General features: G+C 69.8%; 12 protein-coding genes. 1 reads left to right on the top strand and 11 read right to left on the bottom strand.

Features of this window, described 5'->3' with window-relative positions; all coding sequences use genetic code 11:
* Positions 1 to 3: 3 nt before the first annotated feature.
* Together QRN19_RS03900 and lepA are read right to left on the bottom strand one after the other, a co-directional pair.
* Positions 4 to 648 (bottom strand): DUF1990 domain-containing protein, encoded by a 645-nt coding sequence (locus QRN19_RS03900; protein WP_285025364.1) that lies wholly within the window; start codon positions 646 to 648, stop codon positions 4 to 6.
* Entirely contained in the window at positions 645 to 2,495 is a 1,851-nt protein-coding gene (gene lepA / locus QRN19_RS03895; protein ID WP_191940946.1) for a translation elongation factor 4, read from the bottom strand. Before lepA ends, QRN19_RS03900 begins: the two co-directional genes overlap by 4 nt.
* Positions 2,496 to 2,714: 219 nt before the next feature.
* Here lepA and rpsT point away from each other — a divergent pair, with 219 nt between their 5' ends.
* Entirely contained in the window at positions 2,715 to 2,975 is a 261-nt protein-coding gene (gene rpsT, locus QRN19_RS03890) for a 30S ribosomal protein S20 (RefSeq protein ID WP_285025363.1), read from the top strand.
* Between the two features lie 114 nt (positions 2,976 to 3,089).
* Here the strand turns inward: rpsT and holA are convergent, their stop codons facing one another.
* From holA to cydB, 9 genes are all read right to left on the bottom strand, one after another.
* Entirely contained in the window at positions 3,090 to 4,145 is a 1,056-nt protein-coding gene (holA, locus tag QRN19_RS03885; protein WP_285025362.1) for a DNA polymerase III subunit delta, read from the bottom strand.
* A gap of 65 nt (positions 4,146 to 4,210) precedes the next feature.
* Positions 4,211 to 6,568: a ComEC/Rec2 family competence protein gene (locus QRN19_RS03880; RefSeq protein WP_285025361.1), complete on the bottom strand. Its 2,358-nt coding sequence runs from the start codon at positions 6,566 to 6,568 to the stop codon at positions 4,211 to 4,213.
* A 47-nt stretch (positions 6,569 to 6,615) separates the two neighbouring features.
* Complete coding sequence (locus QRN19_RS03875) at positions 6,616 to 7,317, bottom strand: ComEA family DNA-binding protein (RefSeq protein WP_285025360.1); 702 nt, start codon at positions 7,315 to 7,317, stop codon at positions 6,616 to 6,618.
* A gap of 164 nt (positions 7,318 to 7,481) precedes the next feature.
* Complete coding sequence (locus QRN19_RS03870; RefSeq protein WP_285025359.1) at positions 7,482 to 7,901, bottom strand: hypothetical protein; 420 nt, start codon at positions 7,899 to 7,901, stop codon at positions 7,482 to 7,484.
* A gap of 151 nt (positions 7,902 to 8,052) precedes the next feature.
* Positions 8,053 to 10,614, bottom strand: a complete 2,562-nt coding sequence (leuS, locus tag QRN19_RS03865; RefSeq protein ID WP_085510711.1) for a leucine--tRNA ligase — start codon at positions 10,612 to 10,614, stop codon at positions 8,053 to 8,055.
* A gap of 116 nt (positions 10,615 to 10,730) precedes the next feature.
* A complete protein-coding gene (gene pabB / locus QRN19_RS03860) occupies positions 10,731 to 12,083 on the bottom strand; it encodes an aminodeoxychorismate synthase component I (protein WP_285025357.1) in 1,353 nt (450 codons plus the stop codon).
* Positions 12,083 to 13,753 (bottom strand): thiol reductant ABC exporter subunit CydC, encoded by a 1,671-nt coding sequence (gene cydC / locus QRN19_RS03855; protein WP_285025356.1) that lies wholly within the window; start codon positions 13,751 to 13,753, stop codon positions 12,083 to 12,085. Before cydC ends, pabB begins: the two co-directional genes overlap by 1 nt.
* Positions 13,746 to 15,452, bottom strand: a complete 1,707-nt coding sequence (cydD, locus tag QRN19_RS03850; protein ID WP_285025355.1) for a thiol reductant ABC exporter subunit CydD — start codon at positions 15,450 to 15,452, stop codon at positions 13,746 to 13,748. The genes cydC and cydD overlap by 8 nt, the downstream gene beginning before the upstream one ends.
* Before the next feature lie 9 nt (positions 15,453 to 15,461).
* Positions 15,462 to 16,466 carry a cytochrome d ubiquinol oxidase subunit II gene (gene cydB / locus QRN19_RS03845; RefSeq protein ID WP_285025353.1) on the bottom strand — a complete coding sequence of 335 codons (1,005 nt, stop codon included), beginning with the start codon at positions 16,464 to 16,466 and terminating at the stop codon, positions 15,462 to 15,464.
* Between the last annotated feature and the right edge of the window lie 3 nt (positions 16,467 to 16,469).

Below are 16,469 nucleotides of genomic sequence, written 5' to 3'. Positions count from 1 at the left end.
GGCTCAGACGCCGCGCGACGGCAGGAGTGCGCGGAGATAGGCGTCGTTCATGGTCTTGCGTCGGCGCTTGGAGCCGACGAGCTTCGCGGCACCCTTCGTCGGGCGGAAGAACGAGCGCACGACGATCCAGACGGAGTCGTCCTCGCGCCGCTCGATCGTGAAGGACTGCTCACCGCTCTCCGGATCGCCCTCCATCGTGCCGATGGCCAGGCTCACGTGACCCGGCTCCTCGGTGACGGAGATGACGCGATGCGGCCCGACGAGCGGTTCCCCGCCGACGGTTCCGGCGAAGACGACCGTCGTGCCCGGCGTGATGAACGGCGTGCCGTCCTCGGCGAAGCGCTGCTCCTCGTGCGTCTCGATGGGTTCCAGCGGCGTACCGTCCTCGGCGAAGGCGATGCCGCCGTACTGCACGCCCGTGCCGGGGTGCACCTCGGAGATCTCCACGCCGCTCGAGCGGTGCAGTCCCCAGGTGAGGAGGGCGCTGCTCGCGAGGGCGAACCGCTCCTCACCGCTCCCGAGGCGGAACGCGTCCTCCGACGGCACGTAGCCCTCCGGCGGGTACTGCATGAGGTCGGTCCGCTGGGTGGCGCCGACGGCCGCGTAGTCGACCGCTTCGTCCTCGAACGAACTGCGTCGTGCGTTCACTTCTTGTCCTTCGTCTCCACGTCCCCGGAGAGCGCTGCGATGAACGCCTCCTGAGGCACCTCGACCTTGCCGACCATCTTCATCCGCTTCTTGCCCTCCTTCTGCTTCTCGAGGAGTTTGCGCTTGCGGGTGATGTCACCGCCGTAGCACTTGGCCAGGACGTCCTTGCGCATGGCACGGACCGACTCGCGGGCGATGATCCGCGCACCGATGGCGGCCTGGATCGGCACCTCGAACTGCTGGCGCGGGATGAGCTTCTTCAGGCGCTCGGTCATGAGCACACCGTAGGCGTACGCCTTCTCGCGGTGGACGATGGCGCTGAACGCGTCGACCTGGTCGCCCTGCAGCAGGATGTCGACCTTCACGAGATCGGCGGCCTGCTGGCCGGAGGGCTCGTAGTCGAGCGACGCGTACCCCTGCGTGCGGCTCTTCAGGTGGTCGAAGAAGTCGAACACGATCTCACCGAGCGGCATCGTGTACCGCAGCTCGACGCGGTCCTCGCCGAGGTACTCCATACCGAGCAGCGCACCTCGACGGCTCTGGCAGAGCTCCATGATGGTGCCGACGTAGTCCTTGGGGGCGAGGATGCCCACCTTGACCATCGGCTCCGACACCTCGAGGATCTTGCCGGAGGGGAACTCGCTCGGGTTCGTGACGGTGACGACCTGCTTGTCCTCCGTCTTCACCTCGTAGGTGACCGACGGCGCGGTGGCGATGAGGTCGAGGTCGAACTCGCGCTGCAACCGCTCGGTCACGATCTCGAGGTGCAGGAGGCCGAGGAAGCCGACGCGGAACCCGAAGCCGAGGGCGACGGAGGTCTCGGGCTCGTAGTTGAGCGAGGCGTCGGAGAGCTTCAGCTTGTCGAGCGCGTCGCGGAGGATCGGGTAGTCGCTGCCGTCGATGGGGTACAGACCGGAGAAGACCATCGGCTTCGGGTCGGTGTAGCCCGGGAGGGCGTCGGTCGCCGGCTTCACCGCGGTCGTGACGGTGTCGCCGACCTTCGACTGCCTGACGTCTTTCACGCCGGTGATGAGGTAACCCACCTCACCGACGCCGAGGCCCTTCGTGGGCGTCGGTTCCGGCGAGCTGACACCGATCTCGAGGAGGTCGTGCACCGCGCGCGTCGACATCATCTGGATGCGCTCCCGCGGACTCAGCTGGCCGTCGATCATGCGGACGTAGGTGACGACGCCACGGTAGGTGTCGTAGACGGAGTCGAAGATCATGGCGCGCGTGGGTGCGTCCGGGTCGCCCACGGGGTTCGGGATGCGCCCGACGACGCGGTCGAGGAGGTCCTCGACGCCCATACCGGTCTTGCCGGACACCCGCAGGACGTCTTCGGGCTTGCCGCCGATGAGGCTCGCGAGCTCCTTCGCGTATTTGTCGGGGTCGGCCGCCGGGAGGTCGATCTTGTTGAGCACCGGGATGATCTCGAGGTCGTTCTCGAGGGCGAGGTAGAGGTTCGCGAGCGTCTGCGCCTCGATACCCTGCGCGGCGTCGACGAGGAGGATCGCGCCCTCGCACGCGGCGAGCGACCGCGAGACCTCGTAGGTGAAGTCGACGTGCCCGGGGGTGTCGATCATGTTGAGCGCGAAGGTCTCGCCGTTGAGCGACCACGGCATACGCACGGCCTGGCTCTTGATGGTGATGCCGCGCTCCCGCTCGATGTCCATGCGGTCGAGGTACTGCGCCCGCATGTCGCGGTCCGAGACGACGCCGGTGATCTGCAGCATGCGGTCCGCCAGAGTCGACTTGCCGTGGTCGATGTGGGCGATGATGCAGAAGTTCCGGATGAACGCCGGGTCGGTCGATGCCGGCTCGAGGGCCTTCACTGCTTGGGGGCTCACGCGTTCCTCGGGGTCAGGGGTGGAATCGGGCAACCCTCATTGTCCCACGGCGGGGAGCACCCGCGCTGCGGTACCCTGGATTGCCAGAACTCAGCCCGACTGGTAATGTTGCCTGTTGGCTTGCGTGTGAGTTGAGACCACACGAGAACTCGCTTGAAGACGCCCTCTTCCGTCCGACGGCACCGAACATCATTTCCTCGAACCGAAAGTTGACCCAACGTGGCAAACATCAAGTCGCAGATCAAGCGCATCGGCACCAACAAGAAGGCCAACGAGCGCAACAAGGCCGTCAAGAGCCAGCTGAAGACCGCCATCCGCGCAACCCGTGAGGCCGTCGTCGCCGGCGACAAGGCTCAGGCTGAGACCGCACTCAAGCTCGCCTCGAAGAAGCTCGACAAGGCCGTGAGCAAGGGCGTCATCCACGAGAACCAGGCAGCGAACCGCAAGTCGGCCATCGCCAAGCAGGTCAACGCGCTCTAAGCGACACCAGCTGCAAGGCCCCGGCGTTCTTCGGAACGTGCGGGGCCTTTCGCGTTGCCCGCTCGGTTCCTGATCTTGTCGAAGGGCCGCCCGCCCCGCGGCCAGCTCGGCGGGCTACCGCTCCGAGAGATCGACCCCGCGTGCCGCGATCACACCGACGAGCCGCTCGAGCGCGAACACCGGGTCGCGGCTCGCGCCCTTCACGCCGGCGTCGGTCTCGGCGAGCATCTGCACCACGCGGCCGATGCCGGCGTCCGTCCAGCCGGACAGGTCACGACGGGCGCGGTCGACCTGCCACGGCGCGAGGCCGAACTGCTGGGCGATCTGCCCGGACCCGCCGCGAGCCGACGACACCTTGGCCATCGTGCGGATCTTCATCGCGAACGCGGCGACGATCGGGACCGGGTCGGCGCCCGAGTCGAGCGCCTGCCGCAGGGCGAGCAGCGCTTCCCCGTGACGCCCGGCGATCGCGGCGTCGGCGACGTCGAACGCGCTCGTCTCGAGTCGACCGCCGTAGTACTTGTTGACCGTCTGCTCGGTGATCTCCTCAGACGCGTCGGCCATGAGCTGGCTGCACGCGGCCGCGAGCTCGGCGAGGTCGTCGGAGAAGGCGCCGACGAGTGCGCGGAGCGCCTGAGGCGTGATGCGACGACCCGCCGTCTTGAACTCCGCCGCTGCGAAGTCGGCCTTGTCGCTGTCTCGCTTGAGTTCGGTGCAGACGATCTCGACACCGCCACCGGTGCCCGCGCGGATGGCGTCGAGCAGCTTCTTCCCTCGCACGCCTCCGTTGTGGCGGAGGACGAGGTAAGCGCCCTCCGGCGGTGCTTCGAGATACCGGATGGCTTCGGTGAGGAACTGGTCGGAACACTTCTCGACCTGGCTGACGCGGACGAGCCGGGGCTCGCCGAAGAGCGACGGGCTCGCGACCGTGAGCAGCTCCCCCGGGGCGTAGCTGTCGGCGGCGACGTCGTTGACCTCGAGCGAGGGGTCTTCGGAGACGAGGAAGTCGCGCAGCCGGCGGATCGCCCGGTCGGCGAGGAAGGACTCCGTGCCGGACACCAACACGATCGGCGCCGGGCGGATCTCCGACCAGCCGAGCTGCGGGATCGCCGCCGAGGCTTTGGCCGCCGTCTTGGCCTTGCCGCGACCGGCGGAACGTGGTGCAGCCACAGCGGCTCCTCTCGACCGTCCGAGTCTACCGGCGACCGCCGACGCCAGGCGGGGCGGTCGGCGGCTCACCCGCCGCGCTCCGACCACACGCGGAACCCTCCACTGTCGCCTGGGCCGAGGACGATGGTCCCCGACTTGTCCGTGCGGAGGACCTCGGCCCCGGTGGCCTCGTAGAGCTCGAGCGCTGAGCGAGTCGGGTGACCGTAGCCGTTGTCGGCCCCGACGGAGACGAGCGCAACGGTCGCACCGACCCGGCGCGCCAGGCGGTCGCTCTGATCGGCGGAGCCATGATGCGACACCTTGACGATGTCGAGCGGATCCCCGAGCGCGTGCCGACCGAGCAGCCGGTCCTGCGCTTCCTCACCGAGGTCGCCGAGCAGCAGCACCGATGCGGCGAGGAGATCGAATCTGACGACCACGCTCGCGTCGTTCCCCGGTTCGACGCCGCCTGCCGCGGGGTCCGGCCACAGGACGCGCCACTGCGCCGCGCTCTCCGGCTCCCCCAGCACCCCCTGGTCCCCGGCGCCGGCCTCCCGCACCTCGGCACCGGCCGCTCGAAGCACTCGGGTGATGCGCTCGTCCGACGGATCGTCGACCGGCCCGAGCAGCACCTCGTCGACCCGACCGACGACCGCGTCGAGGCCTCCGACGTGGTCGAGGTCGTAGTGAGTGAGGACGAGCAGCTCGATGCGTGAGACCCCGAGTTCGTCCAAGCACGCGCGGAGCGGTTCGGGGTCGGGCCCGACGTCGACCAGGGCGGTGGCGCCACCCTGTCGCAGGAGGACCGCGTCTCCCTGACCGACGTCGCAGGCGGCGACGATCCAGTCGCCAGGCCGATGCAGGGCCGGGCCGAGTCCGTCCCCGACCGCCCGACCGCACAGTGCGACGAGTGACACGACCACCGCCACGCCGATCGTCGTCGACCACTTCTGGGGCAGGTCCCGACGGAACAGCAGCAGCGTGGCGATCAGGACCGTCGGCACGGTGACGAGCACGACGCCGAGCGGCCCCTCCGGCCACGGCACTCGCGCGGCAGGGACGCCCTCGAACCACCGGGCCACCGCGGCGATCCACGTCGCGGGCACCCAGCCGAGCCACGCGACGAGCAGCGCGAGTGGTGGTGCGAACGGGACCAGCAGGCAGGCGAGCAGTCCGAGCATGGTCGCGGGCGCGGCGGCCGGGCCCGCGAGCAGGTTCGCGGGGACGCCGCCGAGTTGGATCGCGGGGTCGAGGAGGACGAGCATCGGCTGGCAGGCGAGCTGGGCGGCTGCCGGGATCGCGATGAGGGCCGCTATCCCTCGCGGTAACCATCTGCAGAGCACATCCGTCAGTGGTCCGCTGAGCAGCAGGAGGCCGGCCGTCGCGAGCACCGAGAGCCCGAAGCCGTACTGCCCTGCCAGCCAGGGATCGGCGACGAGGAGCACGACCACCGCCAACGACAGCGCGGCGAGGCCACGGATCGGCCGTCCGAAGCCGCCCAGCACCAGGACGAACGCAGCCATGAGCGCCGCCCGTTGCACGCTCGGTTGGGGCGTCACGAGGACCACGAACGCGACGAGGCACAGCAGGGCACACGAGATCCTGAGCTTCCGCCCACCGCCGAGTGCCGCGACCGCGGTGCTGACGAGCCACACGATGACCGCACAGTTCGCGCCGGACACGGCCGTCAGATGCGAGAGTGAACTGCGCTGCATCGACTCCGTGACCGCGTCGCTCACCTGGCTCACATCGCCGATCGCGAGGCCGGGCAGCAGCTCCCCGCCCGAGCCCGGCAGGTCGGACGCGAGCCCGACGAGGCCTGAACGGAGCGACGCCGACCAGTCGAGGATCGCCGGCGGCTCCCCCAGCAGCTCGGGCTCCTCCCGCGCGAACAGCAGCGCTGCCCGCGCATCACCCGGCGCGTTCCATCGGAGCGAGCCGTCGACGCGCCAGCGCTCGCCGATCCTCGGAGCCCGGTCCGCCGGGACCGGCGCGAAGACGAGGACCGGCACCGAGAGGCGCTCCAGCACGCTGTCGTCTCCACTGGCCGTCACGAGGTCGGCCGCGAAGCCGATGCCGGCTCCCGTCGTGACTGAACCGGTGGGCACGGCGTCGCCGGTCACCAGGACCTCGGCGGTCACGGGCGTGCTCGCGAGCTCGAGCAGAGCCTCCGGCTGCCGGTCAGGCGCGCGTGTGCCGATCGACGCGGCGACCATCCCGAACAGCGCCGCGGAGCACGCGCAGAGCAAGAGTGTCGTGACGACGACAGGCCCTGTGCGAGGCTCCCCAAGGCGACGCCGGACGACCGTGCTGTACCCGAGGCAGGCGGAGGCGACGACGAACGACACCAACACCGCACCCCAGGCCAGCGTCGGAGTCCCGCAGCAGACGGCCGCGCCGACCCAGGTGACCGCCGCCGGAATGAGCAGACGCGGGAAGCGCATCGTGCTCCCGCTTCGCCCGGACGTCGATCCTGGGGCCGCGTCGGCGGTCACACCGTCGCCGCCGCGCGAAGCCCCTCAAGGGTTTTCGCTCCGATGCCTTCGACCGCGCTCAGGTCGTCGAGGGTGGCGAACGGCCCGTTCGCCTCCCGCCAGGCGATGATGCGTGCAGCCAACGCCTCCCCGATCCGCGGGAGTGCGGTGAGCTCGGCCGCAGATGCCGTGTTCACGTTGACGAGCTGCGAGCCGGACGGACTCCCGGCAGCCGACCCGCCCGCGCCTCCACCCGGTGGCACCTCGCCGGCCACGGGGACGTACAGTTGCTCGCCGTCGTTCACGAACCGTGCAAGGTTCACGGCACTGGTGTCCGCTTCCGGTAGGAGGCCGCCGGCGGAGGCCACCGCATCGAACGCACGTGATCCGTCCGGCAGCCGGTAGACACCAGGGGCAGCGACCGCTCCGAGTACATGGATGAACAGCTCCCCCGCCGCCGAGCTGGCGGGCGCGGTCGCTCCCGGAGTCGCGCCGGACACAGGGCTCGCATCCGCCGACAGCTCCGCCCCACCGATCGTCCTGACCGCCCCACCTGAGGTGAACAGCGAGACGAGGATGGCGACGACGAGGGCCGCGATCACCAGCACGACGACCGCCCCGACACGGAACTCTGGGCGCGGCAGCTCACGCAGCAGGCGGCGTGTGGACGAACGCCTGGACGGCACCGGGCGGGACGTGGGTTCCGGTTCGATGGTCATCCTCGAACGCTACGAGCCCGGACGCCCCGCACCACACGCTCGCCGTCGCCATGGGCACCGAACGCACCGCGCCCGCCCCTGTGGAGCGCGTTCACGGGGGATGCAGGATCAGTCAGCTGACCGAGCGCCTCGGTGCTGACCGGTCGTCTTCCGATCGGGGGCGGTCAGGCCGCTCTGGCCGCGTCGGCCCGCGCTCGTGTCGAAGACTTCCCGAACCAGATCCACAGGAGGCGAGCCGTGGCGAGGATAAGCACCGCGAACAGGCTCTGATTGATGACGCCGAACCACGACAGTCCGCCGAGCAGAACGAAGACGGACCAGTTCACGGCGATGTCGGCGACGATCACCGCGATGCCGAGCACGATGCCGGCGCGCCGTCGAAGGATGATCAGCACAGCGGTGATGGGGTCCAAGACCGTGAGCGTCACCCAGAACAGCCGGACGCCGGGCGGGAAGCCGCCGTAGACGTCCAACCCGCCGAGGATCAGATCCGCCGTGTGCGTGGTCGTTCCGATCAGGAAGCCGATCACCCACAGGATCTGGAACACGCGGAGCGTTCGTACTGCTGGGGCGAGGGCGGTCACCCGGTCATGCTAGCGAGGAAGCACAGGCAGCCGGGCGGGACGCGATCCGAGAACACCCTGCCGTCGGATGGGACACGGGTCCGACTCGATGGTCGTGCCCGAGCGCTCCGAGCGTGTTCGGGACGGGCCACAGGGCCCGCCCCGAACCGCGTCAGCCCTTCGTGGCGATGCTCACCACGCGCGGGGCGCGCACCACGACGTTGACGATCTCGCGATCGCCCACGGAACGCTGCACAGCCGCACTCGCGCGTGCAAGCTGCTCGAGCTCCTCGCCGGAGATCTTCGGCGACACCTCGAGCCGGTCGCGGACCTTGCCGTCGACCTGGACCACCGCGGTCACCTGGTCTTCGACCAACAGCGACCGGTCGGCCTTCCGCCACGGCACCAGCGAGATCGACGGCTGGTAACCGAGCTTGGCCCACATGTCCTCGGCAGTGAACGGGGCGAAGAGGTCGAGCGCCATGGCCGTCACCTCGGCGGACTCACGCACTGCGGGGTCGCCCGCACCGGGCCCGGCGTCGATCGCCTTCCGCGTCGCGTTGACGAGCTCCATGAGCCGTGCCACGACGACGTTGAACTTGCCCGCCTCGATGAGGCCGGGAGCCTCCGCGAGGAAGTGATGCGTGACCTTCCGCAGCTTCTCGTCGCCGTCCTTCCAAGCGACGTCGGGCGAGCTGGTGACATCGTGCGCGACCCGCCAGGCGCGTGCCAGGAACTTGGCCGACCCGGCCGGCGAGACGTCCGCCCAGTCGATGTCGTCCTCCGGAGGACCGGCGAACGCCATCGTGACGCGGAGGGCGTCGGCGCCGTACGACCGCAGCTCCTGGGCGAACTCCACCAGGTTGCCCTTGCTCTTGCTCATCTTCGAACCGTCGAGGATGACCATGCCCTGGTTGAGGAGCGCGCTGAAGGGCTCGGTGAAGCCGACCTTGCCGAGGTCGAACAGGACCTTCGTGATGAACCGCGAGTAGAGCAGGTGCAGGATCGCGTGCTCGACACCGCCGACGTACTGGTCGACCGGGGCCCACTTGTCGGCTTCCTTCGGGTCGAACGCGATCTCGTCGGAGGTCGGGTTCAAGAACCGGAGGAAGTACCACGAGCTGTCGACGAAGGTGTCCATCGTGTCGGAGTCGCGCTTCGCAGGCTTCCCGCACGACGGGCAGTCCACGTTGATCCAGTCCTCAGCCGCCGCGAGCGGGCTCATGCCCTTCGGACGCAGGTCGAGACCCGCGGCATCCGGAAGCCGCACGGGGAGCTGGTCCTCGGGGACCGGCACCTCGCCACAGGCGTCGCAGTGGATGATCGGGATCGGCGTGCCCCAGTAGCGCTGTCGCGAGATGAGCCAGTCGCGGAGGCGGTAGTTCTTCGTCTTCGCGCCGAGGCCGCTCGACGCGAGCGCAGCCGTGACCTTCGGGATCGCGTTCGCCTTGCTCAGGCCGTCGAAGGGGCCGGAGTTCGTCAGGCGACCGTCGCCCGTCAGCGCGACACCCGTCTTGGCGGGATCGATCGACGGGAGGTCCTCCGGCAGCTCACCGTCGACGATGATCGGGATGGCACCGGTGACGGGCTGTGTGGTGTCCACCACGACGCGCACGGGCAGGTCGAACGCCCGCGCGAAGTCGAGGTCGCGCTGGTCGTGCGCGGGAACCGCCATGATCGCCCCGTGACCGTAGTCGGCCAGGACGTAGTCGGCCGCCCAGATCGGCAGGCGCTCGCCACTCAGCGGGTTGATCGCGTACCGCTCGAGGAACACGCCGGTCTTCTGGCGGTCGGTCGCGAGCCGCGCGATCTCGCTCTCGCCCTTGACGCTGTCGAGGTAGGCCTGGAATCGCCCCTTGACCTCGTCGGAGGTGTCGGCGACGAGCTCGGCTGCGAGCTCCGAGTCGGGCGCCACGACCATGAACGTCACGCCGTACAGCGTGTCGGGGCGGGTCGTGTACACGGAGACGGGCTCGGCACGACCCTCGATGGAGAACGAGACGTCCGCACCGTTGGATCGACCGATCCAGTTCCGCTGCATGCTGAGGACCTTGGCCGGCCAGGTGCCCTCGAGCTGGTTGAGGTCGTCGATCAGACGGTCCGCGTAGTCGGTGATGCGGAAGTACCACTGGGTGAGCTTCTTCTTCGTCACCTCGGCGCCGCAGCGCTCGCAGTGTCCGTCGACGACCTGCTCGTTGGCGAGCACGGTCTGGTCGTTCGGGCACCAGTTGACGGGGCTCGCCTTGCGGTACGCGAGGCCCTTCTCGAACAGCTGGAGGAACAGCCACTGGTTCCACCGGTAGTACTCGGGGTCGCTCGTGTGCAGTTCGCGGTCCCAGTCGAACGAGGGGCCGTACTGGCGGAAGCTGGCCTTCTGCTGCGCGATGTTCGCGTAGGTCCACTCGCGCGGGTCGACGCCGCGCTGGATGGCGGCGTTCTCGGCGGGGAGACCGAACGAGTCCCAGCCGATCGGGTGCAGGACGTTGAAGCCCTGGTGACGCCAGTACCGCGCGACGATGTCGCCGAAGCCGAACGCCTCGGCGTGACCCATGTGCAGGTCGCCCGAGGGGTACGGGAACATGTCGAGCACGTACTTGCGCGGACGTTTGTCGGCAGGGTCGCCCGCTGCGAAGGGCTTCAGCTCGTCCCAGACGGGAAGCCACTTCTCCTGGATCGCCTGGAAGTCGTACCGCTCGCCGTCTCGGCGGTCGTCGGTGTTGCGCTCGTCTGACACGTCACTCTCAATCACTGCAGGTGCTGGGGGTGGAAGCCCGTAGGCTGCTCGCACGGCGCTCGGCCGCAGGATGGACGGGCTGGAGCGCACGACGGCGCTCCGTCCAACGGTCAAGCCTACCGGGATTCGGCAGGGGGACGTCCGACGCCGAGTGCCGCCAGCGGGGCCGCCGCCTTGGTCCACGTCTCCTCGAGCTCCTCCCGGGCGTCGGACAGCGCCGTGATACCACCACCCGTCCCGATCGACGCACCCTGCGGATCGATCACGATGGATCGGATGACCATGGCGAGATCCATCGATCCGTCAGCGGACAGCAGTCCGAACGCCCCGGCGTACACCCCGCGCGGTCCCGCTTCGAGGTCGTACAGCAGCTCCATCGCCCGGCGTTTCGGGGCGCCGGTCATCGATCCGGCCGGGAACGCGACCTCGACGACGTCGAGTGCGTCCAGCCCTGCGCGCAACCGTCCTTCGACGGTGCTGACGAGTTGGTGCACCTGCGGGTAGCTCTCGACGTGATGGAGCGCCGTGACCGCCACGGAACCCAGCTCGCAGACCCTGGAGAGGTCGTTCCGCATCAGATCGACGATCATGAGGTTCTCCGCGCGCTCCTTGGGGCTCGCGAGCAGATCGGCGCGCTGACGGGCGTCCTCCTCGGGATCGGCACCTCTCGGCCGGGTCCCCTTGATCGGCTTCGTCCTGACGCGGCCGTCGGCCGAGACCTCGAGGAACTGCTCAGGAGACGCGCTCGCGAGACTGATCGGACCGAACCGGAGGAAGCCGCCGTGGTGCGTGGGGCTCGTCCTGCGCAGCCGCAGATAGGTCGCGAGCGGGTCGTGGACCCCGTCGACGCGCAGGTGGTTCGTCAAGCACAACTGGTAGGCGTCCCCACGGGTGATGTGCTCCTGGCACCGCTCGACGAGCCGCACGTATGCGGCATCGCTGTGACGGGGCGCGCAGACACCGCCGGCCGCCTCGGCCACGGGAGGAGGCTCGGTCGCCGTACTCAACCGCTCGACGACCGCCGCGATCCAGTCGGGATCGTCCGACGAGATCGTCACCGTCCGCGCCGCATGGTCGAACCGCACCTGGTCGTCGAGGCGCAGGAAGAGCACATCCGGGGAGGCGGCCGCGTGTGCCGGAACCCCGACGAGCGCTGCCCCCGACTCGTAGCCGAACCACCCGACCCAATCGCCCGGGTCGCCCTCCGCGTGCACGGTGCGGAGGGTGTCGAGGATCGTCGTCTGATCGACCGAGGTGGCGACCGGGGTGACGCGCTCCACCGTGCCGAGCCTGACGTCCGCGGCCAGGCGTTCGGTCCCGCGTCCGATGAGACTGACGCCGGTCCGGGCGCCCTGGCCCGAATCCAACCAGGCCGCCCAGGGCTCGTCAGCGAACACGCGTCGGTAGACGTCCTCCGGCTCGGACCAGGCCGGGAGGACGACCTGCCGGCGTGCTCCGGTGGATCGCATCAGCCGACGGCCGCGATCGGCGGCGCGACGATCCGGAGGCGACCGGTCACGAGGCTGTCGGGAACCGGCGTGTGTGAGATCACGATGACCGCACGACCCTCGGAGCCCGCGACACCGAGGAGGTCCTCGAGCAGGGCGGTCGCGCGCTCGGGATCGACGTTGGCGGTCGGCTCGTCGAGCACGAGTACGGGGAACTCGCGGAGGAGCGCACGGGCGAGGGCGATGCGTTGCGCCTGCCCGCCCGAGACGAGCGCGCCGTGCTCCCCCACCGGGCGGTCGAGTCCGCCGCGTTCAGCGAGCCAGGTCGAGAGCCCGACCCGCTCCAGCACGGCCTCGAGCTCAGCGTCGTCGGCCGTGTCCCTGGCGAAGAGGAGGTTCTGGCGGATGTCGGCGTCGAAGAGGAACGGACGCTGCTCGACGAGACCGACCGACTCGCGCAACGTGTCCGGGCGGAGGTCGCGTGCCTCGACACCGCCGACGCGGTACCCGCCCTCATACTCGAGGAAGCGGACGAGGGCGTGGGCCAGGGTGGTCTTCCCGGCTCCGCTGTCACCTTCGACGAGCAGCCGGTCGCCGGCCGACAGCCGGAAGCTGATCGGCGCGAGAGCCGGCTCCGTGCTCCCGGGCCACCGTGCGCTGAGGTGCTCCGCCTCGAGCATGACGCCGTCGAAGGCCGGCCTGAGGACACTGCCGGTGTCCTCGTCCGGGATCTCGTCGGGGCGCTCGCTCGGGACCGCTTCCGCCACGCGCTCGGCGCTCGCGACCGCTTCCCGCCAGGCCCCGAACGCGAGGGGCACCATCGCGCAGACCTCGAACACGGCGAGCGGGACGAGGACGATCACGGTGAGCGCGGGGCCGCCGATCGTTCCCAAGGCCGGCATGCCTGCCCAGAGCGCCGCGACGACGGACGCACCGGAAGCCAGGGAGAGGACGGCCCCGGCAACCCCGGCGCCCGCCGCCCGCCGTACCATCGCGCGCGTGAGTGCCGCGTCGGCGTGTTCGATCCGTGCCCGCGCGGCGTCGACCGCGCCGTAGGCGGTCAGCACGTCGAGACCGGTCACGAGTTCGAGCAGCGCTTCCGACAGCGCACCGCGCAGCGGCGCGAGTTCGCGTTCGGCGCGCGCCGCCACCCGGCTCACGAGCAACCACGAGACGAGGAACGCCGCGACGAGGCAGACCGCGAGCGCGATCCCGGCGGCCGGGAGCAGCGCAGTCGCGAGGATGACGGAGGCACCGGCGACGACGCCCGACACCACCAGCGGTTGGACGACCCGCAACGGTACGTTCTGCAGCTCGTCCACATCGGTCACGAGTCGCGTCAGGAGATCGCCGCGGCCCGTGAGCTGCAGTCCGTCGGGAGCGACCGGGATGACCCGTTCGATCATGCCGGCGCGCAGCTGCGCCAATTGACGGAATGCAGCGTCGTGGCTGAGCAGGCGTTCGAGGTAGCGGAACGACGCCCGGGCGAGCGCGAACGCGCGCACCCCGACGACGGCGACACCCAGCTCGACGATCGAGGGCTGCTCCGCGGCCTTCGTGATGAGGAACGCGCTCGAAGCGAGGAGGGCGACGGCGGCTCCCGCGGAGAGGATCCCGGCGAGGAGTCCAGGGACGAACCGGCGAGCCGGCGGTTGCGCCAGTCGGATGATCTGTCGAACGCGGTCATCCATGGAGCACCGCCTCGTCGTCCTGGACGTGTTCCGACCGCACGCGGATCTCGAGCACCGCGTCGGCACGTTCGACGATCGCCGGTCGGTGGGTGATGACGATGACGGCCGCCCCGGCCCGAGCGGCGTCGCGCGCGGCGTCGATGACGAGCGCCTCGGAGGCTGCGTCGAGCGCCGAGCTCGGTTCGTCGAGCAACAGCACCGGCGTTCCGGCATCCGCGGGGGTGCGCCGCAGTCGGTACAAGGCCCTCGCGATCGCGATCCGTTGCGCCTGCCCACCGCTCACGCCGTCGCCGACCGCGCCGATGGGGTGTTCGAGCGGCAGCGCGGACAGCCCGAGTGCCGACAACGCCTCGACGATGAGCGTCTCGTCGGGTGCGTCATCGCCCAGCGCGACGTTGCTGGCGACCGTCCCCGCGATGAGGACCGGACGCTGCGGCGCCCAGGACAACCAGCGTCGTCCGGTGGGCGCCGATGGCACGCGTCCGCCGTCGTGCAGGATCGACCCGCTGGCGTCCACGAATCCGAGGATCGCCGACGCCATGCTCGTCTTCCCGGCTCCACTGGGACCGACGACGGCGGTCACCGCGCCGGCCGGGAAGGTCGCGTCGAGGGCGTCCAGCACCAGCAGCCCGTCGTAGTCCACGCCGAGGCCGTCGAGCACCAGACCCGGCGTCCGGCGAGTGGACCCGTCGGCCGACGCCACGGCACCGATCCGATCCGGAGCCGACGACGACTCGCGCACGGCCTTCGCCTCGTCGAGGATCTCGAAGACCTCGTCGGCGGCGGTGACCCCCTCCGCGGCCGCGTGGTAGTTCGCGCCGACGTTCCGCAGCGGCAGGAAGGCCTCCGGCGCGAGGATCAGGACGAAGAGCCCGGTCCCGAGGAGGAGCGAGCCGTCGAGGAGCCGCAAGCCGATACCGACCGCGACCACGGCGACGGCGAGACTCGACAGCAGCTCGAGGGCGAAGCCGCTCACGAACGAGAACCGCAGGACCTTCATCGTCTCGACGCGGTACTCCTCGGTGACGGTTCGGATCCGCTGCACCTGCCGGTGCTGCCGACCGAACAGCTTGAGGGTCGCCATGCCCGCGACGAGCTCGAGGAAACCGCGCGACAGGTGGGCCAAGGTCTCCCACTGGCGCCGCTGCACCGCCTGGGTCGCGAATCCGATGAGGATCATGAAGACGGGGATGAGCGGGAGCGTCACGATCACCGTGATGCCGCTGAGCGGGTCCTGGACGAAGATCACCGCCGCGATGATCGGCATGGCGATCGCCGTCAGGATGAGCTGCGGGACGTAGCGACCGAAGTACGCGTCCAAGGCGTCGAGCCCGCGGCCCGCCACGGTCGTCAGTGCCGCGGAGCTCCGACGCGAGACCCACCCCGGCCCGAGCGTCTCGAACGCGTCGGCGAGCGCCCGCCGCAACTGACTGCGGACGATCGCGGAGCCGCGGGCGTTCACCGAGTCGGAGGCGAGGACGGCTCCGGCACGCAGCACGACGATGCCGATCAGCAGCCAGAGCGACGGCAGGAGGTCCTCGACCGGGTCCCCGGCGATCGACCGGGACACGAGCTGGGCGACGAACCAGGCGAACCCGAGCGTGCAGGCGGTCTGGACGAGCGCGATGACCGCGCCGAGTCCGAGGATCGACCGGGCTCCGCGGGCATAGCGGAGCAGTCGCGGATCGAGGGGGCGCACGATGACAGGTTAGTGCGCGGCGGCTTCGATGTGCTTCCGCGTGATGCGCTTGCGGAACACCCAGTACGTCCATCCCTGGTAAGCGAGGATCAGCGGCAGGAAGATCAGGGCGGTCCACGACATCACCGTGAGGGTGTACTCCGTCGAGGAGGCGTTCGCGATCGTCAGGCTGTTCGCCGGGTCGTTGCTCGCCGGCATCACCGCTGGGAAGAGCGCCGTGAACAGGGTGAGCACGGCCGCCGCGACGGTCACGGCCATGAGCGCGAACGCACGGCCTTCCAGCCCACGGCTGTTCGCGAACCAGGCGCTGATGAGCGAGACCGCGGCGATGGCCGCGAGGATCAGCACCGGGAGCGAGAAGTGCGCGAGGACGGTCCAGCCGAGGAACGACGCCGCGAGGAGGATCGCGACGAGCCCGGCACGGCTCGCGAGGCGGCGGGCGCGCTCGCGGATGTCGCCCTCGGTCTTCAGCGAGGCGAACACGGCACCGTGGGCGAAGAAGAGCACGAGCGTCGTGAGACCACCGAGGATGCCGTACGGGTTGAGCAGGGTGAAGAGCGTGCCGGTGAAGTTGTGGTCGGCATCGAGCGGGACGCCCTGGACGATGTTCGCGAAGGCGACGCCCCAGAGGAAGGCCGGCAGGGCCGAGCCGACGATGATCATGAGGTCGAAGCGCCGTTTCCAGGAGGCTTCCGGCCGCTGGTGCCGGTACTCGAAGGACACCCCTCTGACGATGAGCGCGAGCAGGATGAGCAGCAGCGGGAGGTAGAAGCCGCTGAACAGGGTCGCATACCACTCAGGGAATGCCGCGAAGAGGCTCGCACCGGCGACGATCAGCCAGGTCTCGTTGAGATCCCAGACGGGGCCGATGGTGTTGATGAGCATCCGGCGGTCGGTCTCGTCCCTCCCGAGGAAGGGGATGGTCATGCCGACGCCGAAGTCGAAACCGTCGAGGACGAAGTAGCCGACGAACAGTGCGGCGATGATCCAGAACCAGAGAATCGTGAGGTCCATGAT

The sequence above is a fragment of the Plantibacter sp. ME-Dv--P-122b genome (assembly GCF_030209375.1).
Classification (GTDB): Bacteria; Actinomycetota; Actinomycetes; order Actinomycetales; family Microbacteriaceae; genus Plantibacter.
Note: the sequence above shows the minus strand (reverse complement) of the source record. Positions and strands in the feature narration are given on the sequence as shown.

Coding starts and splice junctions, on each gene's coding strand:
- pabB (WP_285025357.1), bottom strand. CDS start 12,083: ATGCGATCCACCGGAGCACGCCGGCAGGTCGTCCTCCCGGCCTGGTCC.
- QRN19_RS03880 (WP_285025361.1), bottom strand. CDS start 6,568: ATGCGCTTCCCGCGTCTGCTCATTCCGGCGGCGGTCACCTGGGTCGGC.
- cydB (WP_285025353.1), bottom strand. CDS start 16,466: ATGGACCTCACGATTCTCTGGTTCTGGATCATCGCCGCACTGTTCGTC.
- QRN19_RS03875 (WP_285025360.1), bottom strand. CDS start 7,317: ATGACCATCGAACCGGAACCCACGTCCCGCCCGGTGCCGTCCAGGCGT.
- cydC (WP_285025356.1), bottom strand. CDS start 13,753: ATGGATGACCGCGTTCGACAGATCATCCGACTGGCGCAACCGCCGGCT.